This window comes from Ensifer sp. B1-9 (genome assembly GCF_050474445.1).
In the GTDB taxonomy this organism is placed as follows: Bacteria; Pseudomonadota; Alphaproteobacteria; order Rhizobiales; family Rhizobiaceae; genus Ensifer.
In genome coordinates, this window is record NZ_JBCHVG010000004.1 from 305,418 (window position 1) to 326,001 (window position 20,584).

At 62.5% G+C, this 20,584-nt stretch carries 17 protein-coding genes; 7 read left to right on the plus strand and 10 right to left on the minus strand.

Annotated features, from left to right (window positions below; genetic code table 11):
- The first annotated feature begins 9 nt into the window (after positions 1-9).
- The 5 genes from ACQ5BM_RS09335 (at position 10) to ACQ5BM_RS09355 (ending at position 5,853) form a co-directional block, all read left to right on the plus strand.
- Entirely contained in the window at positions 10-975 is a 966-nt protein-coding gene (locus tag ACQ5BM_RS09335; protein ID WP_429810312.1) for an ABC transporter permease, read from the plus strand.
- Positions 975-1,871 carry an ABC transporter permease gene (locus ACQ5BM_RS09340; RefSeq protein WP_429810314.1) on the plus strand — a complete coding sequence of 299 codons (897 nt, stop codon included), beginning with the start codon at positions 975-977 and terminating at the stop codon, positions 1,869-1,871. Before ACQ5BM_RS09335 ends, ACQ5BM_RS09340 begins: the two co-directional genes overlap by 1 nt.
- A 1-nt stretch (position 1,872) precedes the next feature.
- Entirely contained in the window at positions 1,873-3,585 is a 1,713-nt protein-coding gene (locus ACQ5BM_RS09345; protein ID WP_429810316.1) for a dipeptide ABC transporter ATP-binding protein, read from the plus strand.
- 217 nt (positions 3,586-3,802) lie between these two features.
- The gene (locus ACQ5BM_RS09350; protein ID WP_429810318.1) at positions 3,803-4,999 is read left to right on the plus strand and encodes a cyanate transporter; all 1,197 of its coding nucleotides are present in this window, start codon (positions 3,803-3,805) and stop codon (positions 4,997-4,999) included.
- A gap of 149 nt (positions 5,000-5,148) precedes the next feature.
- The gene (locus ACQ5BM_RS09355) at positions 5,149-5,853 is read left to right on the plus strand and encodes a GntR family transcriptional regulator (protein ID WP_429810320.1); all 705 of its coding nucleotides are present in this window, start codon (positions 5,149-5,151) and stop codon (positions 5,851-5,853) included.
- A gap of 178 nt (positions 5,854-6,031) precedes the next feature.
- Here the strand turns inward: ACQ5BM_RS09355 and ACQ5BM_RS09360 are convergent, their stop codons facing one another.
- Positions 6,032-7,429 (minus strand): amidohydrolase family protein, encoded by a 1,398-nt coding sequence (locus tag ACQ5BM_RS09360; protein WP_429810322.1) that lies wholly within the window; start codon positions 7,427-7,429, stop codon positions 6,032-6,034.
- Between the two features lie 157 nt (positions 7,430-7,586).
- Complete coding sequence (locus ACQ5BM_RS09365) at positions 7,587-8,447, minus strand: LysR family transcriptional regulator (RefSeq protein ID WP_429810324.1); 861 nt, start codon at positions 8,445-8,447, stop codon at positions 7,587-7,589.
- A 428-nt stretch (positions 8,448-8,875) separates the two neighbouring features.
- Between ACQ5BM_RS09365 and ACQ5BM_RS09370 the strand changes: the two genes are divergently transcribed.
- Positions 8,876-10,195: an MFS transporter gene (locus ACQ5BM_RS09370; protein WP_429810326.1), complete on the plus strand. Its 1,320-nt coding sequence runs from the start codon at positions 8,876-8,878 to the stop codon at positions 10,193-10,195.
- A gap of 47 nt (positions 10,196-10,242) precedes the next feature.
- Here the strand turns inward: ACQ5BM_RS09370 and ACQ5BM_RS09375 are convergent, their stop codons facing one another.
- The 7 genes from ACQ5BM_RS09375 to ACQ5BM_RS09405 all read right to left on the minus strand — a co-directional run bounded on the left by ACQ5BM_RS09375 (position 10,243) and on the right by ACQ5BM_RS09405 (position 18,056).
- A complete protein-coding gene (locus ACQ5BM_RS09375; protein ID WP_429810328.1) occupies positions 10,243-10,947 on the minus strand; it encodes a gamma-glutamyl-gamma-aminobutyrate hydrolase family protein in 705 nt (234 codons plus the stop codon).
- 123 nt (positions 10,948-11,070) lie between these two features.
- Positions 11,071-12,033, minus strand: a complete 963-nt coding sequence (locus ACQ5BM_RS09380) for an ATP-binding cassette domain-containing protein (RefSeq protein ID WP_429810330.1) — start codon at positions 12,031-12,033, stop codon at positions 11,071-11,073.
- Positions 12,030-12,941 (minus strand): ABC transporter ATP-binding protein, encoded by a 912-nt coding sequence (locus tag ACQ5BM_RS09385; RefSeq protein WP_429810332.1) that lies wholly within the window; start codon positions 12,939-12,941, stop codon positions 12,030-12,032. The genes ACQ5BM_RS09380 and ACQ5BM_RS09385 overlap by 4 nt, the downstream gene beginning before the upstream one ends.
- Positions 12,938-13,759: an ABC transporter permease gene (locus tag ACQ5BM_RS09390; protein ID WP_429810334.1), complete on the minus strand. Its 822-nt coding sequence runs from the start codon at positions 13,757-13,759 to the stop codon at positions 12,938-12,940. Before ACQ5BM_RS09390 ends, ACQ5BM_RS09385 begins: the two co-directional genes overlap by 4 nt.
- 5 nt (positions 13,760-13,764) lie before the next feature.
- The gene (locus tag ACQ5BM_RS09395) at positions 13,765-14,700 is read right to left on the minus strand and encodes an ABC transporter permease (RefSeq protein WP_429810336.1); all 936 of its coding nucleotides are present in this window, start codon (positions 14,698-14,700) and stop codon (positions 13,765-13,767) included.
- 82 nt (positions 14,701-14,782) lie between these two features.
- Complete coding sequence (locus ACQ5BM_RS09400) at positions 14,783-16,375, minus strand: ABC transporter substrate-binding protein (RefSeq protein ID WP_429810338.1); 1,593 nt, start codon at positions 16,373-16,375, stop codon at positions 14,783-14,785.
- A gap of 55 nt (positions 16,376-16,430) precedes the next feature.
- A complete protein-coding gene (locus tag ACQ5BM_RS09405) occupies positions 16,431-18,056 on the minus strand; it encodes an amidohydrolase (protein ID WP_429810339.1) in 1,626 nt (541 codons plus the stop codon).
- A 204-nt stretch (positions 18,057-18,260) separates the two neighbouring features.
- Between ACQ5BM_RS09405 and ACQ5BM_RS09410 the strand changes: the two genes are divergently transcribed.
- Positions 18,261-19,202: a LysR family transcriptional regulator gene (locus ACQ5BM_RS09410; RefSeq protein ID WP_429810340.1), complete on the plus strand. Its 942-nt coding sequence runs from the start codon at positions 18,261-18,263 to the stop codon at positions 19,200-19,202.
- Here ACQ5BM_RS09410 and ACQ5BM_RS09415 read toward each other — a convergent pair whose 3' ends face one another.
- Positions 19,203-20,003, minus strand: a complete 801-nt coding sequence (locus tag ACQ5BM_RS09415) for a M55 family metallopeptidase (protein WP_429810342.1) — start codon at positions 20,001-20,003, stop codon at positions 19,203-19,205.
- Between the last annotated feature and the right edge of the window lie 581 nt (positions 20,004-20,584).

Genomic DNA, 20,584 nt, shown 5'->3' on the forward strand with positions numbered 1-20,584 from the left:
GACTATCCGATGATCAGACTCCTTTCAGTCAGGCTGCTTCAGGCCATCCTCGTGATGGTTGCGGTGACCGCCATCGCCTTCGTCATGTTTCGCTTCGTCGGCGATCCCGTCGCCTCGATGGTGCGTGAAGGCGCAACCCAGGCGGAAAAGGACGCCGTGCGCGTCGCGCTCGGCCTCGATAAGCCGGTCCTGGCTCAGTTCGTCAATTTCCTGGGCCAGGTGGTGACCGGCGATCTCGGCACAAGCTATCGCTACCAGCAGCCCGTGACGAGCCTGTTGCTCAGCCGCCTTCCTGCCACGCTGGAACTGGTAATCGTTGCCACCGTGCTGGCGCTGTCGCTCGGCATTCCGCTCGGGGTGCTCTGCGCGCTGAAGCCGCACGCCTTTTTCTCACGGCTGACCCAGTCTGCGACACTCGTCGGCATTTCCATGCCCACCTTCGTCACCGGCCTGCTGCTGATCCTGATTTTCGCGGTAAACCTGCGATGGCTGCCATCCTCAGGACGCGGAGATCTCGTCGATATCGGGCTCTGGCAGACCGGCTTCCTCTCGCTTTCAGGCCTGAAGTCATTGATCCTGCCGTCGATCACGCTGGCCTTGTTCCAGCTCACGCTGATCATGCGGTTGGTGCGCTCGGAGATGATCGACGTCTTGTCGTCGGATTACATCCGCTTCGCCTTCGCGCGCGGGCTGCCGCGAACCTATATCTATGGGCGGCTTGCCTTGCGCAACGCATTGATGCCGGTCGTCACGGTCACAGGACTGCAGATCGGCCAGCTCATCGCCTTTGCGATCGTCACCGAGACGGTGTTCCAATGGCCGGGCATGGGCCTGCTCTTCACCAATGCCGTCGGCTATCCTGACGTGCCGGTTTTGGCCGCCTACCTTCTCTTCGTCGGCTTCCTCTTCGTCATGATCAACATGATCGTCGACATTCTCTACACCTTCATCGATCCGCGCCTGAGGACACGATAATGGCTACGCAATCCGTGATGCGCCGGCTTCCCCCGGTTTCCGTTATCATCGCCAGCCTGGTGCTCGTCATCATGCTGATCCTCGTCATCTTCGCACCGCTGATTGCGCCGATGGATCCGCGCGACGTCGCCTCCTACTCGCTGATGGATATGGAAATCCCGCCAGTGTTCATGGAGGGCGGCGATTCGCGCTTCCTGCTCGGCACGGACAACCAGGGACGCGACCTCGTCTCCGTCATCCTGTTCGGGCTGAGGATTTCCGTCGTCATCGGCCTCGGCGCCGTGGTCTTTGCAGCCATGCTTGGCGTCGTGCTCGGCCTTATTGCCGGTTTCTTCGGTGGCATGGTCGACGGCATCGTGATGCGCGTCGCCGACATATTCGTCAGCTTCCCGACCATCCTCGTTGCCTTGCTCATCAGCGGTATCGCCCGCGCACAGCTTAGCGCCGATGCGATGCTTGCCTGGGCGCCGCTGGTGCTGATCTTCTCTATCGCCATCAATGAATGGGTCCAATACGCGCGAACCGTGCGGGCCTCGACCATGGTGGAGATCGCGCGAGACTATGTGCGCGCCGCCAAGGTCATCGGCCTGCCGTCGCCCCGCATCATGGCCCGCCACATCCTGCCGAACATCATGAGCTCGGTGATGGTCATCGCCACGATCAACCTCGCCGGCGCAATCCTGACGGAAGCGACGCTCTCCTTCCTCGGCGCGGGCATGCCGCCGACCTATCCTTCGCTCGGCACACTGATCCGCATCGGCAACCAGTTCCTGTTCTCCGGTCTCTGGTGGATCGCGGTGATGCCCGCGGCGGTGCTGGTCATCCTCGTGCTGGCCGTCAACGTGATCGGCGACTATCTGCGCGACCACTTCAACCCGAAACTGATGGCGAGATGAGATGACCGAAACTACGCGCCCCGTTCTCGACATTCGCAAGCTCCGTGTCGAGTATCCGTTGGCCAACGGCAACACGCTGACGGCCGTCAAAGACATCGATCTGACCATCCGCCCTGGAGAGATCCACGCCCTCGTCGGTGAATCCGGGGCCGGCAAGACCACTGTCGGCAATGCGCTGATGGGCCTCCTGCAGGCCCCCGGCAAGATCGCCGCCGGCTCGATCGTGATCGCCGGCAAGGAAATCAACCTGCGCACCGGCCGTACCGAAGGCATCGTTCCCGGGCGCGATGTCGGCGCAATCTTCCAGGACCCGATGACGAGCCTCAACCCGCTCTTCACGGTGGAAAGCCAGCTCTGCGAAGGCATGCTCACCCACCTGAAGCTCTCCTCCCGGGAGGCGAAGGCCCGGGCGCTGGAATTGATGAAGGCCGTCGGCATCCCTGAACCCGAGCGCCGGCTCGGCAGCTATCCGCACCAGCTTTCCGGCGGCCAGCGCCAGCGTGTGGTCATCGCCACGGCCCTCGCCTGCAATCCGCGGCTGATCGTTGCCGACGAGCCGACGACCGCGCTTGACGTCTCTGTGCAGGCGCAGATCCTCAAGCTCATTCGAGACCTTGCCGACGAGCGGGGCGTCGGCGTTCTGCTCGTCACGCACAATATGGGCGTTGTCGCCGAGATCGCCGACCGCGTCACCATCATGCAAAATGGTGCGGTCGTGGAAAGCGGCTCGACGCGCGAGGTGCTGACGGCACCGAAGGCACCTTACGCCCGTACTTTGATCGCAGCCGTGCCGCCAATTGATACGCGCCTCGATCGCCTGCCGGTGCCGAGCGAAGAAACGCAGGTAACTCTCGACGCGCGCGCCTCGGTTCGCCGCAAGAGCGCGAAGAGCGAGACGGGCAGCCGCGACGAAGTGGTGCTCTGCGTGCGCGATCTTGCCGTGGAATACGGCGGGCGCGGATTGCTTCGCAAGGCCTCGGTGTTCAAGGCCGTCAGGGGCGTTTCATTCGATGTACGGCGCGGCGAGATTTTCGGACTCGTCGGCGAATCCGGCTGCGGCAAGACGACCGTTGCCAACACCATCGCGGGCCTTGTCACCCAGAGTGCAGGTTCCATCGATTTTCAGGGCACGGCGCTCGGCGGCCGTCGTGAAAAATCGGTTCGGCAGTCCCTGCAGATGGTCTTTCAGGATCCCTATTCGGCGCTTAATCCCCGCCTGCGGATCAACGCCGCCATTGCGGAGCCGATCCTGTTCTACAAACTGGCCTCCAATGCGCAGGAAGCCCGCCAGGACGCCAGAACCCTGCTTGAAGCGGTCGGCCTTCCCGCCGATGCCGGCGCGCGCTTCGCGCACGCCTTCTCCGGCGGCCAGCGCCAACGCATCGCCATTGCCCGCGCGCTCGGACCGCGCCCGTCGCTGCTCATTTGCGACGAGCCGACCTCGGCGCTCGACGTCTCGGTGCAGGCGCAGCTCCTCAACCTGCTGAAGGATCTGCGTGATCTCGCCGGCCTCTCCATGCTGTTCATCAGCCACGACCTCGCCGTGATCCGTCAGATGTGCGACCGCGTCGCCGTGATGAAGGCTGGGCAGATCGTCGAGCTCTCGGATACCGAAACGCTCTTCACCGCGCCGAAACACGAGTATACGCGCGAGCTTCTCCGCCTTGCTCCGTCCGTCGAGCGCATCATGGGGCGGGAGCTGGCTTCGGCTTAAGCCTGGAGGACAACCGACCGATACTCCCTCCCTGCGCTTCGCCGGCCTAAGCCGGCGCGCTCGGGGACCTGTCGCCAGCATCCTCATTCGCCCGCCGCTACCGCGGCTTGCGCCGCTCGCTTTTGTGTATTGCGCAATCGCCAACGATTGACGCGCCAGCGCCCAAGTACCCCTTCGGGCCCCAAAACAAGAAGAAGACGTAAGGACATACCCCATCATGCCCAAATCATCAAAGCCCACGACGGGCCGTCAATGGACGCTGCTCATTCTCGTCGTGCTGGTTGCCGTCAACCTGCGGCCATTTCTCACCGCTCCGGGGCCTGTGCTGTCCGAGATCGTCGCCGATACCGGCATGGGATATGGCAGCCTGGCCCTGCTGACATTGTTGCCGATGATGCTGATGGGTGTGGGCGCCTTCGTGTCTCCTTCTCTACAGGCCTTGATCGGCACGCGGCGCGGCATTCTCATCGCCCTATTTGTGCTGGCGGCCGGCTCGCTGCTCCGCCTCGTCGCTCCGGGCGGCGCAGCACTGGTGATGACAGCTGCCCTTTGCGGTGCCGGCGTCGCTTTCATCCAGGCGGCTTTCCCGGGCATCATCAAGGCGGAGTTTCCCCGCAGCATACCGGTGGTCACCGGCCTCTATTCCGCGGTTCTAATGGGTGGTGGAGCCTTGGGGGCGCGGCTGACGCCATTTCTCGTCAATCACGGTTTCGGCTGGCGCCCGGCCCTCGCCTGGCTCGCAGCGCCGGCGCTTGTTGCTCTCAGCGCCGCCTGGCTGATCCTGTCGAACTCACGCAGCGATCGCCCGGACAAGGCGCTCACCGTCCGGCTGCTCCGTCGGCCTCGAACGTGGACACTTATCCTCGCCTTCGGCCTGGTCAATGCCGGCTACTCTTCCGCCGTCGCCTGGCTCGCCTCCTATTATCAGTCCCTCGGCTGGAGCAGCGGAGACAGCGGCAATCTCGTGGCGCTGATGGCGATCTGTCAGGCGGTGGCGGCCCTCGCCCTGCCGATTTTGGCCCGCCGCAGCATCGATCGCCGCGCATTTCTGCGCTTGACGCTGGCGATGCAGGCGATCGGTTTTGCCGGTCTTGCGTTCCTGCCCCAGGCAACGCCGGCGATCTGGGTCGGCCTGTGCGGTGCCGGCCTTGGCAGCAGCTTCTCGTTGGCGATCGTCACCGCCCTCGATCACCTGCCACGCCCGGAAGAGGCGGGCGTGCTGGTGGCATTGATGCAGGGCGGTGGTTTCCTGATCGCGTCTCTCGGCCCGTTTGCCACGGCATATCTGCACGATGTCAGTGGCAGCTTCGCCCCTGGCTGGACGCTGCACCTTGCCTGCGTCGTCGGCGTGTTCTTTCTCTACATGCGCTTCAACCCATCACGCTACGCGCAGGCCATGCAGTCACCCATCTAAGTGACGTCTTGCTCTGCGCGCTCGGACAGTCGACGCGGGCGGCGGCTCTTGCCGTTCCGCGAATACGGATGACGAGACCAATTCACTAGACATCCCGCCGTTTTGTATGCAATTCGAAGAGATAATTGTGACGACGCGGAGTAACCACCATGGCAAAGAAAGAGAACGAAACGGGCGGTGGCCGCGCTCAGGCCGTTCATCGCGTCCTGAAACGGGCAATCCTTGATCAGGCGCTGTCTCCGGGATCGAAGCTGCCGGAAGACTCGATCGGCGAAAGGCTGGGGGTCAGCAGGACCCTGGTGCGCGAGGCGCTGGTTCGCCTTAGCGAGGAAGGGCTGGTGGAGCTCCGGCCAAACAGGGGAGCGGTGGTTGCGCGGCCGACCCTTGAGGAAGGGCGCAATCTGTTCCTTACCCGAATGGCGTTGGAACGTCTTGTGGTGGAGACGCTTTCCGGAAAATTGACGCAGGAGCAAATCGGCATTCTCTCGTCTCATATTGAAGCCGAGGAAGCCGCGAAGAGGGAGCGCGCTCAATCGATCCGGCTGGCGGGCGAATTCCATACGCTCCTTGCTCAGATGACGAACAACGCCAGCCTCATTCGCTACGTGAACGAACTGGTCGCCCGCAGTTCCCTGATCCTTGCGCTCTATGGCCGGCCGCATTCTTCGGAATGCGCCGTATCGGAGCACCAGGAGCTTCTGGACAAATTGATCGCCGGCAAGACCGACGAGGCGGCGGCCCTCATGGCACATCACCTCGACTCGGTGACGACGCGTGCGCTGCTTCCGACCGACGGGGACAGAAACATCAAGGAGGTGCTCTCCGCCTACGCTGTGGCGGAGGGCCTTGCCTAGGCGAAGCGCGGCGCTCCCGGAGGATATCCGGGAGCCTTGTGCGGCAGTCGGCGCGCGAGCCTTCCTCGGACATCCGCGCGACGGGCCCCTTCCCCACTTCGTCGATCGGCAGAGCAGGCGCTGCCCGGCTCCGCGATGACGAACGTCGAAGTGGCCACAGGCAAACCCTTTAGCTTTATCAGGCCTCGCCGACTCCGCCCGAGACCAGACGTCCCTTATGGAATGTCGCGGTCCTCGCCGGCACGCGGGCCACAGCCTCTGCCGAGCAGCTCGCCGCGACAAGCGTGAATGAGGCCTCATCGCCGACATTTGGCCACGCCCGCTTGCCCTCGTTGTCGAGGGGCAGAATGCCGCCGGTGGCAATCGACATGGACCGCGAAAGCCGGAATTCGTCCGACCCACGATAAAGCTGCGCGTAGAGATACGCCTTTTCCAGCATGTCCCCGCTGCCGAATGGCGACCAGTGGTCGATGACGCTATCGGTTCCGGTCATGACGAAGACACCCTTCTCAGACAGTTGCGGCAAGGGCATCATCAGCGCTCCGATCGGCACCGTCGAGGCAATCGAAATCTTCTGTTCCGCCAAGCGCGAGGCTGTCTCCTCCAGGGCCTCCGGAGCAAGTGTGGTCAATGCGAAGGCGTGGCTGATCGTGACTTTTCCGCGCAGAGCGGGATTTTTCTCAACAGTATCGATCATGTAATTGACCGCGGCAACACCAGCAGGGCTCGTTTCATGCAGATGAATGTCCACCCCTTTGCCGTTGTCCAGCGCGATCTGGAACATCGCATCGAGTGATTTTTCCATGGCGCCGTCGACATTCGTCGGGTCCAAGCCACCGACATACTGAACACCCATCTGCATCGCTTCGCGCATCAGGCCGTCGACCTTGGAGTGAAGCAGGCCATGCTGTGGGAAGGCGACGATCTCGCACACGAAATCGTCACGATGGTTCTCCAAGGCCTGTTGCAGGTGCTCGAGGCTCTTGAGGCCACTCACCGGGTCGATGTTGCAATGGCTGCGCGCGACGGTTGTTCCCTTGGACTGCAAGAGGGCGATCAGCCCCTCGGCCCGCTCTCGCGAGGTCGGCAGCAACTGAGGAAGCAGCTTCTCCTCGAGCGCGATCATATCCATGATGGTTTTGCCCTGACGCGGGCGCGGCGCCTGCCAAGGGCCGCCATAGAACGTCTTGTCCAGATGGATGTGCATGTCGCGCATCGCCGGCAACAAAAGCTGGCCATGAGCGTGATACTGCGGCACACCTTCGGGCAAGGTCGCCTTTTCCGGATGCAGGGCGACGATCGCGCCGTCCTTGATCTCCAACGCGTAGAGCGCAGTCCGCGTGGCGACGACGATATCGCCGTCGCGCTCAAACCCCTCCTCCAACCGCACGCCGGTCAAAACGTAGTGGCGATCCGCGAGCGTCTTGGTATTCGTCTCACCGGTGCTGTCGCCGGCGCCGGCCGATGCCTCGCGAACCGCTCCGCCAGCAAAGCCAGCGACAGCGCAAGCGGTGGTGAGCGTCCCGGTTCGGCTGAGAAAGGTCCTGCGGCTTTGCGGTAGCATCTGTTCCAACATCATTGCCTCATCATGGATAGTTATTCGGGTCGGCAATCTACCGAACAGCGTCACGGCATGGCAGCGACATTTGCCAATGCTGGCTATTCGATTTGCCAATGCATGCGGGCAGCTTCGTAGTGATTGCAAATGACGGGAGGGCGGAGACGCCTTCCGTCTACGACCGCCTCAGGCCACAATACTCGATAAGGCGCTCCGCCAGCGCGAGCGTGGCGGCACTGGCGTTGTCGCGATAAAAGAGAGCCAGCTCGAAGTCATCGACAGGCGGCATGCGCTCGGCAGCACCTAGCACGCGATGGGAAGGCAGCCTGCAGCTCGCGGGCAACAGACTGACGCCAAGACCGGCAGCGGAAGCGGCGGCGAGAGCCGCGAGACTGGCGCTGCTGTAGCTAATGCGCCAGCGTATTCCAAGACTGTCGAGCGCCTGGCACAATTCCTCGCGGTAGAGACCGTTGAGCGGAAACACTGCCAGCGGCACCGGCAATTGTTCGATCGCCGGACGCACGACGCTGTCCAACCACAGCAGCGGCTCGGGTCTCGCGGCGCGCGGCAATTGCTTGCGGCGCTGCTTGACGAGAATGAGATCGAGCTCTCCCTCCCGGTAGGCAAGTTGCAGATCCGCGCTCAGGCCGCTGGTGACATCCAATCGCAAGTGTGGGTGCTGGCTATTGAACGACGCCAGCAGGTCGACCGTCGGCACCGTGAAATCCTCAGGCATTCCCAAGCGGAGCACGCCGTCGCGCCAGGGACCAGCCAAGGCATCATGCGCCTCTTCGTTCAACGCGATGATGCGCCGTGCATAGCTCAGCAACTTGACGCCCTCTTCCGTCAGTTGCACCAGATGCGATGAGCGCTCGAAAAGCGCTTTCCCGAGCATTTCTTCCAGCCGGCGAATTTGCTGGCTGACTGTCGATTGGGAAAGGTTTACCCGCTCGGCAGCGCGGGTGAAGCTGTTGCTTTCGCAAATGGCGACAAAGCTGAGCAACAGCTGGGGATTGAACATGGGATAACGGTTCATTCGTCCCCCGAATGCGCTGGAGCCGGTTGCCGGGCGAGGATGAAAGCTCGTCGCCGTGCGATCCTAAGGCAATCCAGATCACGCGTAACGCCACGATTGAATGCATTGAATTTATTATCTTGTATACAACCTGCATGCAAAGGGAAAAGTTCGGGTTTCACTGCGGAACGATGACCACGCTCCACCGGAGCCGGCCCGAGAAGCCTTGAAGCGGGGCCTGTTCCATTCGCTAACACAATGGTTTCCATCGGTTTTCTTAATTTCCGATCGATCAAGAACCTCCCTATAGACGAGACCATATCGCGCTCTTGTCGCGAATTGCGCAATGCGGCAGCGGCGAACATCGCATTGGCACCCCAGACGCCGCAACGAGAAGCTGCCCCTCGAAGAGATTTAGCCCGAGGCGAACGGCTGCCTGGGAAGGTGCAATGGACATGCAAGAACGCGAAGGCGCAGTGCGTTGTGATACCATCCCAAGCGAGCGCTCCTCCTCATGCAGCTCATGCGCATCTCATGCCGGTTTCCTGGCCAGGATCGCGTCGTCTCTTCTCCTTTATCCTGGATATCGACGGCTCTGGATATCCAATCTCTTCTTCTTCGCGGGCGTGTGGACGCAGACGCTCGTGCTCGGCTGGCTGGTGTTTGACACCACCCGTTCGGAGTTTTCCGTCGCCCTGTTCACGGCGGCGAGACTGGGACCGATGATGCTCGGCCCTCTCGCAGGCGTGGTCTCGGACCGCTTCGACCGGCCCAGGCTCCTATTGGCTGCGTCCGGCTGGGCCTTTACGGTGCTCAGCGCGATTGCGCTTCTCGTCGCGCTGGACAAGATATCCTTCTGGGGCCTGGTCTTTGGTGGCTTCTGCATTGGCCTGGCGCAATCTCCTTCCCAGCCGGCACGTTTCGCGCTGGTCGCCGATCTCGTCGATCGCGAGAGGCTCAGCAACGCGAATGCTCTGAACTCGCTTGTGCTGAGCATGACGCAGATGATCGGGCCGGCGCTTGGGGGAGCGATGATCGTCGCCTTCGGCGCTGCATCTGCACTTGCCATCTCGGCAGGCTGGTACCTCGTTTCGTTCATGGCGCTCTGGCCGATGAGGAAGCTGAAGTGCAGGCGTCAACCCGTTCGAGAAGAAGAGCTCGTGAGCCTCGTGGCGGCAGGCTTTCGTACGATTTCCGAGAACGTCCTTCTCAGGTCTGTCCTGGGGGTCACGTTCCTGGCGAATATCCTGTTGTGGCCGATCTACCAGGGCTTCATGCCTGTTATCGCGAAGGAGCATCTGGATCTGACGCCAACGGGGCTGGGCTGGCTCCTGGCATGCGCGGGCACCGGCAGCCTGGCCGGCGCTCTCGTCATCGCCAGTCTCGGAGACTTCCGCTACAAGGGCGGCCTCTTCCTGATTGGTACGGCGATCTGGGGCGGTCTCTGGGCGACCTTCGCATTGTCGTCGTCAATGCCTCTTTCGTTTGTTCTCATGGGGCTCATCGGATTGTCGGCGTCGCCGTTCGGTGTCCTGCAGACCACGCTCATGCTGATGATGACAGAACCGCACGTGCAGGGACGCGTGATGGGCATTCAGGAATTGACCATTGGCGTGATGCCGGTCTCGAGCCTGGTGCTTGGCGCCGCGGCAGAAATCGTCGGTATCGCCAATGTGGCACTGATCAGCGGGACCCTGTTGGTCCTATCACTCACGGTCTTGGCCCTGCGCGTCCCGGAACTGCTTCGCTACAGCGGCCATGACTGCTGAACATGCGAACGGACGCTGCCTTCGCGATCGGATTGAGATAATCGCGCTCAGCGGGATCGACGGCTTGCGGCTTCCGCGAATGCGTCAAATACGCGGGCGCCCGGATGGCTTTCGGCATCCAGCAACTCCGGATGCCATTGAAGGCCCATGGCAAAAGACTGCGCGCCGATCTCGATCGCCTCGACGACTCCATCCGGTGCCCGAGCCGTAACGGTTACGGTGCTGGATACCTCCACAATGGCCTCTCGATGAAACGTGTTCACGGCGAACGTTTCGGCACCGAAAATATCGGCCATTCTCGTGCCGGCGACGGCGCGCACCTCATGTGAAAAATTTCCCTGATCGTGAATGAGGGCTTCCGGCCACGAAGAATGGACATCCGAAACCATCCGGCAGCCGTTGAGGCATCCAAGCATTTGCATGCCATTGCAGATGCCAAGCACAGGCTTGTCACGCGCAAGAAACCCTTCCATCAATGCCATATCGACGGCAAGACGATCCGAGGGCGGGTACTGGGATTGGTCCCCTTCGACGTACCAATCCTTCGGAAAGTTGATACGGCCGCCGACGCTCAGGAACCCGTCGAACTCCTCGATGACCTGGCCGACCATGTCAGGGATGTAGGGAATACCGAAGGCGAAGGCGCCCGCGCGGCGGAGCGCAGAGAAGTAATTCTTCGAGGTATCATAGCGTCCGCCCCCTGAGCTGGTGTTTTCGTCCATGATCACAGCGATCTTCGGCAGGCGGCTCATTGGTTCATCCTGAATTCTGGAAGTTCTACGCATATTTATCCCATCCGGATCGCGCGGATAGTCGTTTTCGAGCCGACGCCGCCTCTACCTTCGAACGGGAGTTTGCCGACCGCGCTCCACAGGCTAGGCCAAAGCCATCCGGACCCTATGGTTCCCGGCGATTTCGATCAATTCGGATCGCGCGGGGGCAGTAAAGACATCCGGCGCCATGCTGCCGTCGGAAACGAAGCGGCGGCCGGCAAGCTGCGGCATGGCGGCAAAACGATCCTGCTTTGCCGGCGGGCTCAGCGCTGCATCCGGGTCGGGAATGGCGGCGATCAACCGCTGCGTATAGGGATGGGTGGGGGCTTCGAAAATCTCGCGCCAACCGCCCTCTTCCACGATCTCGCCGAAATACATGACCAGCACCCGGTCGCTCATGTGCTCGACCACGCTGAGGTCGTGGCTGATCATCAGATAGGAGAGACCGAGCTTTTCCTGAAGGTCGAGCAGGAGGTTGATGATCTGCGCGCGGATCGATACGTCGAGGGCAGAGACCGGCTCGTCGAGCACGACGATCTCAGGTTCGAGGATCAGCGCGCGGGCAATGCCGATGCGCTGGCGCTGGCCGCCGGAGAATTCGTGCGGATAGCGCCCCGCCTGTTCAGGCGTCAAACCGACATTCTTCAGCATCGCCTCGATGCGGCCGTCGATTTCCGAAGTGGCGGTAATGCCGTGCAGGCGCAGCGGCGCCGCCAGCGATGTGCGCACGGACTGGCGTGGGTTGAGTGAGGCGTAGGGATCCTGGAACACCATCTGCACCGCCTTCGCTCTCTCCATCCGGCCAGGGGCGCCGGGGCCGGAGAGCGGCTGACCGCGATAGCGGATCATGCCTGCGGTCGGCTCCTGAAGGCCGAGGATGGAGAGCGCTGTCGTCGATTTGCCGCAGCCAGATTCGCCGACGATCGACAGGCATTCGCCCTTGGCGAGCTCGAAGCTGATGCCGTTGACGGCGTGAAGCGTGCGCCGCCCGGCGCCGAGCAGGCCGCCGCCGGAAATGGGGAAGCGAACGTGCAGATCGTCCACCTGCAGCAACGGGGCGGTCATGGCTGGCTCCCTTCGAGTTCGCGCGGCGCGATGAAGCGGCTCTCGGTCAGCTTCGAGCGATCGGCGATGATGCTGTCGATGTCGACGAGCCGCTGCCGGCCGTGTTCGCTGCGGCTGCCAAGGCGCGGCAGGGCGCCGAGCAGGCCGCGGGTATATTCATGCCTCGGATTTTCGAAGAGTGCCCGCGTCTCGTTCTCTTCGACCAGGCACCCCGAATACATCACACCGACGCGCTGGCAGATGCTGGCGATGACGCCGAGGTCGTGGCTGATGAAGAGGACAGCTGTGCCACGCGCCGCGCAGAGCTCCTTGATGAGGCGCAGCACCTCGGCCTGGACGGTGACATCGAGCGCCGTCGTCGGCTCGTCGGCGATGAGCAGATCCGGGCTGCAGGCAAGTGCCATGGCGATCATTACGCGCTGGCGCAAGCCCCCGGACATCTGATGCGGATAGTTCTTGGCGCGGCGATCGGGGTTCGGTACGCGCACGTTGCCAAGCGCCTCGACGGCGAGCTTTTCGGCTTCCGCCCAACTTTTTCCCTGGTGCAGCACGAACATTTCGGCGATCTGCCGGCCGACGGTCGAAAGCGGGTTCAGCGCGGTCATCGGCTCCTGGAAGATCATGGCGATGCGGTTGCCACGCAGGCGCCGCATCTCGCGCTTCGGCAGCGCCAGCAGGTTCTGCCCCTTGAACACTATCTCGCCGCCGGAAACGGCAAGCGGCCTTTTCAAGAGCCCCATGACCGCAAGCGACGTGACCGATTTGCCCGAACCGGATTCGCCGACGAGACCATAGGCTTCGCCGGGCATGATCTGGAAGGAGACGCCCTTGAGCAGCGGATGGTGGACGGAGCGGCCGAGCGAAACGCCGAGGCGCAGATCCCTGATATCGAGAAGCGGCATGGTCATGGCTTGCGCGTCCTCATATGCGGGTCGAGGCTGTCGCGCAGGCCGTCGCCGAGTAGGTTGAAGCCGAGCACCGAGAGGAAGATGGCAAGGCCGGGGAAGAGTGCAGCCCAGGGCGCAAGCTGGATGAGTTGGCGCGCATCGGTCAGCATCGAGCCCCAGCTCGGGAACGGCGGCTGGATGCCCAGCCCAAGGAAGGAGAGTGCGGCTTCCGACAGCACCGCCGACCCCATGCCGAGCGTCGCCATGACGAGGATCGGTCCCATCATGTTGGGCAGGATCTGCGTGAACATGATGCGCAGGTCACCATAGCCGAGCGTCTGTGCCGCCTGCACGTAGCCCTGCGATTTCAAGGACAGCGTCGAGGACCGGGCAATGCGGCAGGTCCAGCTCCAGTTGGTGAGGCCGAGCGCGATCAGGAGGGATGGCAGACCGGGACCGAGCACGGCCATCACGGCGAGCGCGAAGATCAGAGACGGGATGGCAAGCATGACGTTGGTCAGTCCGTTCACCAGATCGTCCCACCAGCCGCCCCAATAACCAGCTGTCATGCCGAGGGTGACGCCGATGATGGAATTGATAACCTGCGAAACGATGCCGACGGTCAGAGAGATCTGCGCGCCGTAGAGAATGCGAGTATAGACGTCGCGTCCCTGCCCGTCCGTGCCGAACCAGAAGGTGGCGTCCGGCGGCAGTTCGGAATTCATCAGGTCCGCATCGAGCACCGGGTCGAAGGGTGCAATCCAGTGGGCAAGGATACCGGCGAGGATGACCAGCGCTGTCAGCGTCGCACCGAGCCAAAAATTGAAGCCGAGGCGCACGCGCGTCACTCCTGCTTGATACGCGGATCGATCGCGGCATAGACCAGATCGACGGCGGTATTGATGATCAGGAACCAAAGTACGATGATGAGGATCGTGCCCTGGACCACGGGAATATCGCGGATCGCCACGCTATCGACCAGGAGCGAGCCGATTCCCGGCCAGGCGAAGAGCTTTTCGATGACGACGGCCTGGCCGATCAGCGAGCCGAACTGCAGGCCGACCGTCGTGACGATCAGCACCAGCGCATTGCGGGCCACGTGCCAGCGGACCACCTTCACCTCGCTCATGCCCTTGGAATGGGCGGTGCGGATGAAATCGGCGTTCAGTACGTCGAGCACGCCCGCCCGGGTGGTTCGCGCAAGCAGCGCCAGCGGTGTGACGCCAAGTGTCACGGCAGGAAGGACGAGGTTCTGCAACGAGCCGTCGCCATAGCCGAAACTGGGCAGCCAGTTCAGTTGCAGGGCGAAGAGATACATCATCAACAGGCCGAGCCAGAATTGCGGCATGGAGAGCCCCGAGACCGCGCCGACCATCGTCACCGTATCGAGGATCGAACCCGGCCTAAGCGCGGCGAGAAAGCCGAGCGGCACACCGACGACAATGGCAAAGATCATGGCGGCGACGGCAAGCTGCAGCGAAGCGCCCATGCGGTCGTTGATGAGGTCGATGACGGGCTGGCGCGTGCGGAAACTGGTGCCGAGGTCGAACTGCGCAAGATCCGTGACATAGGTCACGAAGCGCTCCACCAGCGGCTTGTTCAGCCCGAACTCCTCGTTGAGGCGCGCAATCATTTGCGGATCGGCAGCGCGCTTGCCATCCGCAAAGAGGCTGGCCGCGAAGGTGCCGGGCACGACGGAGAAGATGACGAAGATAAGGAGCGCCACCACGACGATCGTCGGGACGACCTGCAGGATGCGGCGCAGGGTAAAACGAAGCATGAGCGGTTCCATTTTGGCCACCCGGACGGGTGCGACAACTGTTGTGCGGGGCGACCGAAGCCGCCCCCGAACCTCTCAGGCCTTACTTGCGCCCATCCGGCGCCGTTTCGTCGATCCAGATCTCGTCATAGGGCTGGACCGCCAGTTCGGTTGCGTTCGGAACAAGGCCGTGGATCCACGGCTGATAGGCCATGACCGCCTTGTTGTAGTTGAAGAACCAGACCGGCGCGTCGTCCTGCACGATGTTGTTGGCCTGGCGCAGCAGGTCGTTCTGCTTGGCCGGGTCGCGTTCCTGCTGGGCCGCCTCATAGAGCTTGTCGAACTCCGGGCTCGCATAGCTCGCGTAGTTGCAGGCCGACTGCTGCGTCTTGGAATAGTAGCAGCGCAGTGCGTTCAACGGATCGGGACCGGAGAGGTTCGACCAGATAAAGGCCTGGAAGTTGTTCGACGTCACGGCGTCGCCGAGCGCGGAGCTTTCGACGGGTTTCGGCTTTACGGTGATGCCCACCTTTTTCAGCATCGGCAGGATCGCTTCGACGATCGGCACGCCCCAGCTTTCATTCGGGCTTGCCGTCACTTCGAACTCGAAGCCGTCGGCATAGCCGGCTTCCGCCAGGAGGGCTTTCGCCTTTTCCGGATCAAAGGCATAGGGCGCCTTGTCCTTGTCGAAGGCAGGCGAGGAAATCGGCAGCCAGCCGGAGGCAGGATATGCCTTGTTCTTCACGAGACGTTCGATGATCAGCGGCGCATTGATCGCGTGGTTGATCGCCTGACGTACCCGCTTGTCCTTGAACGGTTCGAAGGCGGGATTAAAGCCGATATTGCGCGTATAGACCTCGGCGACTTCGAGCAGGTGATCCTTCAAGGCATCGTCGCCCTGATAGGCCTGGTACTGGGTGGGCCCGAGGATGGAGACATCGATTTCCTTGTTGCGGAAGGCGACGTCGCGGGCCGCGTCTTCGGCCATCAACACGATATTGATGCGGTCGAGATAGGGCTTGCCCTCTTCGTAATACTTGTCGAACTTCTCGACGACGACCTGCGAACCCGGCACATGCTCCTTGAAGACAAAGGCGCCGAGGCCGACGGGGGTCTTGGCGAAGCTCGTTTCATCCGCGACATTCGACGGATAGATCACCGTCGTGTTCTGCATCAGCGGGAAGCCTGGATTGAGCGGTCCGGTATAGGTGATCTCCAGCGTGTGGTCATCGATCTTCTTGAGACCGGAGATCTCCTCAGCCTTGCCGGCGATGTATTCTTCCGCGCCTTTGATGACGGCAATGTAGCTGGCGCCCGGGAATGCGTTCTTCGGATTGGCGATGCGCTTGTAGCTGTAGATGATGTCATCGGCCGTCAGCGGCTTGCCGTTGTGGAAGACGGCATTGTCGCGCAGGTGATAGGTGTGCACCGTGCCGTCTGCGGAGACCTCTTCCGAGCTTGCCAATTCCAGCACCGGCTTGTTCTGGATCGAGTCCCAGCTGTAGAGCGCGCGGTGGATCGCCTGGGTGATGAATTCTTCCTGCGTGTTCGGGCTTGCCTGCACGTCGAGCGTGGCAAAGCTCGAGCCATAGGGTGCAGTGAAGACGAGCGTGCCGCCATGGCGCTCGCCGGCGGCCAGCGCCCCGGTAGCCACGCCCAGGCTGAGCATTGCGGCCAGTGTCAATCTTTTCAGCATGCTGTTCTCCCTCTCGTGCCGTTTTCGGCTTTGCGTCGATCAGTCCGGCAGGCCGTCAGCGCGCGTCATGCACGACGCGGCCTGCAAGCAGGGTCATCAGGCAGCGCGTGCCTGACAGGATGGTGTCCGCCGGCGCCTCCAAGAGGTCGTTGTCGAAGACTGCGATGTCGGCCCATTGGCCCGGCACCAGCTTGCCCTTCACGTCCTCGGCTTTTTGCGAATAGGCGCCGTATTCCGTATAGGCCTGCAAGGCCTCCTCGCGGGTGAGCTTCTCCGCCTCCACCATCACGGTACCCTTGCCAGTTTTGCGCGTGATCATGGCGTGCAGGTTCGGGAAGGGATCGGGCGAGCAGACAGGAGAATCCGAGCCGGTTGAGGGCTTGAGGCCCATGCGCATCCAGGTGCCGATCTGGTAGGAGGCCTTGCCACGCTCTTCGCCAAGTACGGAAACGTAGCTGTCGCCGAAGTCGTGGATGAAGGCCATTTGCGGAGCGGGAAGGATGCCGGCAGCCTTCATGCGCTGATCTTGCTCGGGCGTCGAGAAGCCGCAATGCTCGATGCGATGACGCCGGTCCGGATCGGGATTGGCGGCAAGCGCTTTTTCATAGGCGGTGACAAGCTGCTCGATGGCGCCGTCACCGATGGCGTGGCAGGCCATCTGATAGCCCCGGTCGTGGCAGGACTTGACGATCGCATCGACGTCCGCATCTGGCAGCATCTGCACGCCGATATTGTCGGGCTCACCCAGATAGGGTTTCGTCATCCAGGCGGTGCGCCCGCCGGCCGAGCCATCGAGAAAGATCTTCACCGCGCCGACGCGCAACATGTCGTCGCCCGCGCCGGAAATGAGCCCTGCACGCCAACAGTCCTCGACTATCGAGACACCGGGATCGCCGAGCAGCGTCAGCCAGACACGCACCGGCAGGCGGCCGGAAAGCTTGGCCATCTCATAGGCCTGAATTTCGGCAAAGCCGGCGAGTTGGCCGACCGCCGCATCCATGCAACTTGTGATACCGAGCGAGAGAAGATAGCGCCCCGCCCGCTCGATGCCGTCGATCAATTCCTCCGTCGTCACCTCGGGCATGGCGGCCTTGATGAGGTTCTGCGCGTTTTCGGCGAGGAAGCCGTTGAGACGGCCGTCAGTGGTGCCAATCACGCCGCCCTCCGGCACCGGCGTCGCCTCGGTAACATCGGCCAGCCTCAGTGCCTGCGAATTCGCGATGGCGACATGACCGCAGGCGCGGGTCAACAGCACGGGATGATCCGGCACTGCGCGGTCGAGCTCCTCGCGGGTCGGATGTCGGCCGACATCGAGCTTGACCTGATCATAGCCGCGCGCCCGTACCCAGCTTCCCTTCGGCGTGGCGGCAGCGCGTTCGGCAAGCTTCTCCAGCAAGACGGCAAGCGTCGGCGCGGCGGCAGGCGTCGCATCGACCCAACCCATGGTGATACCGGTGGAGATGAGGTGCAGGTGGTTGTCGATGAGGCCGGGGCTGGCGAAACGGCCTTCAAGGTCGATGACCTCGGTGCGCGGTCCCTTGAGGCTCAGCATATCGTCGTCACTGCCGGTGGCCAGAACCTTGCCTTGCCAGATGGCGAGAGCCTCGCTGATCCCCTCCTCCCGTCCCCGCCAGATTCGACCATTGTGCAGGATGAGATCGGCGTGAAGTTGCCAGGCCATTAACAATCCCCCTTTTGTTATCAGCCTGGCTTCGCGGCCGCCTCCGCCGCCGTGAAATCAGAACTGTTTGCCTTGGGCGCAACGTGAAAGGTTTGATTGGATTTGGCCAATTCGCTTTTAGCAAAAGCCGATGCAATATCGGCATAGCGATTTCTTTCTAACAACTTATGATCCCCCACAACTCTCGCGCACAAGGAGCTGGGCATGGAGATCAAGTGGCTGGAGGACTTCGTGACGCTCGCCGACACGTCGAGCTTTTCGCGTGCCGCCGAGCTGCGCAACGTGACCCAGCCGGCCTTCAGCCGCCGTATCAAACAGCTCGAGGCTTGGCTCGGCGCAACGCTGATCAGCAGGGCCACCATGCCGGCGGAACTGACGTCGGCAGGTCGCAATTTCCTCCCTATCGCGCAGGAGGCAATCCGGACTTTTTACGCGGCGCGTGAGTCGCTACGGCCGTCTCACGAAGAAGGCCTCGTCCGCTTCGCCGCGCTCCATACGCTGACGGTAACGATCTTCCCGCGCTGGCTCAAACTCCTGGAAAAAGCCGGCGGCGCCTTCAGCACCTCGCTGATGCCGGACCGCGGCGGCATCGAAGCCAATCTTGACGCCCTTATCGGCGACGAGGCGGATTTCTTCCTGACCTACGCCCATTCGGAGGTGCCGTTCCATCTCGACCGCGGACAGTTCTCCTCGCTGACGATCGCGCATGACCGGCTGATCCCGCTTGCCGCCGCAAACGTTTCCATGGCCGGGAGCACACAGCCAGGGCTGCATATTCTCGACCGCGCCGTCGCACAGCCGCGGCTCGCCATTCCCTATCTGAGCTACGGATTCAACTCGTTTTTCGGTGTCGCCCTGTCACGCCTCATGCTCCGTCGCCCGGCCTTCCGGCGCCGAACGGTGCACGAGAACACGATCAGCGCCGGGCTGATGAACATGGCGGTGACAGGTGCAGGCGTGTGCTGGCTACCGGAGAGCCTCGCACGCGACGTGATCGAGACCGGAGGCCTCGTGCCGGCGTCCGCGGATACGGGCTGGAATCTCGACCTCGAAATACGCCTCTATCGTCACGCCGCGACGCGCAGCCGCAGGGTCGAAGACCTCTGGCAAACGGCAAAGCTGCTGCTGGAACGCGAGCCCGCCTGATCAGGCCTTCAGGAAGACCAGTGCCCGCAGGATTTCCGCAAAATCCGCGTGTTTGAAGGCGACTGCGCGAGGGCCGTGCGCATAGGCACCGGGATACCAGCCGGCACGATAGGCATCCGTCGGATTGTTGAACTCGATCACCACCTCGTAGCGCTCGGCCCTATTGGGCAGGACCTGCGCGAAATCACCGGAAAGCGCCTCCGCTACGCCTTCGCGGATGAGTCGGCGCGACCAGGCCGGAGAGATCGAGGTCGCGGAACGACCTTTGCCTTCCAGCGTTTCCACCGCTTTCAGCCCCGGCACCATCGCCTGCGCCTCAGAGCAAATGCCCGCATCACCGGCAAGGAAGACCGACGGGACGCCGTAACCGGCCGCACAGAGCGCGTTGACGGTGAACTCGGAGGCGACCTCGCCATTGAGGAGCAGACGCGAGATGCGCATGGTGGAGGTATGGGCGAGCGGATTGTCCTCGCTGCCGGCCTTGGAGTGATAGCCCGTATAGATCGCCGCGGCGAAGCCGGCATCGAGGCCGAACATCATGGCATCGGGATGACCGGACCAGCCGCGCACGATGCGGACGTAGTCCGGCAGACGGTCGAGAATGAGGTTGCGGCCGCTGTCATGGGCGTCTTTCACCACCACTTCGGTCACGCCGGCGGCGCGCGCACCTTCGCAGGCAGCAACCACCTCGGCGGTCATCAGGGCGCGGAATTCGGCCCAGTCGGCGTGGGTGCGCTCGGCCTCGTCCCAATGCGCGATGCCGGCAGTGCCTTCGATGTCGGCGGAAATGAAGACCTTCACGGGTGCGTTCTCCTTCAGTCAATCGGCAAGAGCGGAGTCGACGCGACCGTTTCGAGTCGGCGTCTCAGTGGCCACGCAGAGCGCGTTCAGAACCGGCGTGGTCTCGGCGGCCGCGCGGGAGGCAAAGTCGATACGGGTCATAGGAGAGGCGCTTCTGGCTGGCCGTCGTGTCGTTGGCACGCGACATTGGTGCAATTTGCCTCAACTGACCAATTCAATTTGGGCAGAACTCCATGCAAAAATCGCCTAATTCTTTATATTTCAATTACTTATTGACTAACCCCAAGGACAGCATCCCCGCCTGGTCGACAGACGGTCGGAGTCTCGCCGACCCGCCTTCGTCTGTCGCCGGCGGCAGCAAGCCTCGGCCGCGACATTCGCACCAGGAGCTTCGATGGCGGCGTGGCCTTTCAGGTCCAAAGAAGCTCGACCATCGACGGCAAAAGCCGGGCGATCTGACGAGGCGTGTGCCCGGAAAACACGGCAAGGCTGGGCGTCCCAGTCGCCGCTCGAACGCGCGACGATCGACGGCTTAAAGCTCTTCCCCGACACTTTGCCCCTGCCCACACATCATCGGGAAC

Excerpts from the sequence above, each read along its gene's own strand:
- ACQ5BM_RS09410 (WP_429810340.1), top strand. The coding sequence starts at position 18,261 with ATGGAGATCAAGTGGCTGGAGGACTTCGTGACGCTCGCCGACACGTCG.
- ACQ5BM_RS09365 (WP_429810324.1), bottom strand. The coding sequence starts at position 8,447 with ATGAACCGTTATCCCATGTTCAATCCCCAGCTGTTGCTCAGCTTTGTC.
- ACQ5BM_RS09380 (WP_429810330.1), bottom strand. The coding sequence starts at position 12,033 with ATGACCGCCCCGTTGCTGCAGGTGGACGATCTGCACGTTCGCTTCCCC.
- ACQ5BM_RS09340 (WP_429810314.1), top strand. The coding sequence starts at position 975 with ATGGCTACGCAATCCGTGATGCGCCGGCTTCCCCCGGTTTCCGTTATC.
- ACQ5BM_RS09400 (WP_429810338.1), bottom strand. The coding sequence starts at position 16,375 with ATGCTGAAAAGATTGACACTGGCCGCAATGCTCAGCCTGGGCGTGGCT.
- ACQ5BM_RS09360 (WP_429810322.1), bottom strand. The coding sequence starts at position 7,429 with ATGTTGGAACAGATGCTACCGCAAAGCCGCAGGACCTTTCTCAGCCGA.
- ACQ5BM_RS09395 (WP_429810336.1), bottom strand. The coding sequence starts at position 14,700 with ATGCTTCGTTTTACCCTGCGCCGCATCCTGCAGGTCGTCCCGACGATC.
- ACQ5BM_RS09375 (WP_429810328.1), bottom strand. The coding sequence starts at position 10,947 with ATGAGCCGCCTGCCGAAGATCGCTGTGATCATGGACGAAAACACCAGC.
- ACQ5BM_RS09335 (WP_429810312.1), top strand. The coding sequence starts at position 10 with ATGATCAGACTCCTTTCAGTCAGGCTGCTTCAGGCCATCCTCGTGATG.
- ACQ5BM_RS09405 (WP_429810339.1), bottom strand. The coding sequence starts at position 18,056 with ATGGCCTGGCAACTTCACGCCGATCTCATCCTGCACAATGGTCGAATC.
- ACQ5BM_RS09370 (WP_429810326.1), top strand. The coding sequence starts at position 8,876 with ATGGACATGCAAGAACGCGAAGGCGCAGTGCGTTGTGATACCATCCCA.
- ACQ5BM_RS09350 (WP_429810318.1), top strand. The coding sequence starts at position 3,803 with ATGCCCAAATCATCAAAGCCCACGACGGGCCGTCAATGGACGCTGCTC.
- ACQ5BM_RS09355 (WP_429810320.1), top strand. The coding sequence starts at position 5,149 with ATGGCAAAGAAAGAGAACGAAACGGGCGGTGGCCGCGCTCAGGCCGTT.
- ACQ5BM_RS09385 (WP_429810332.1), bottom strand. The coding sequence starts at position 12,941 with ATGACCATGCCGCTTCTCGATATCAGGGATCTGCGCCTCGGCGTTTCG.
- ACQ5BM_RS09345 (WP_429810316.1), top strand. The coding sequence starts at position 1,873 with ATGACCGAAACTACGCGCCCCGTTCTCGACATTCGCAAGCTCCGTGTC.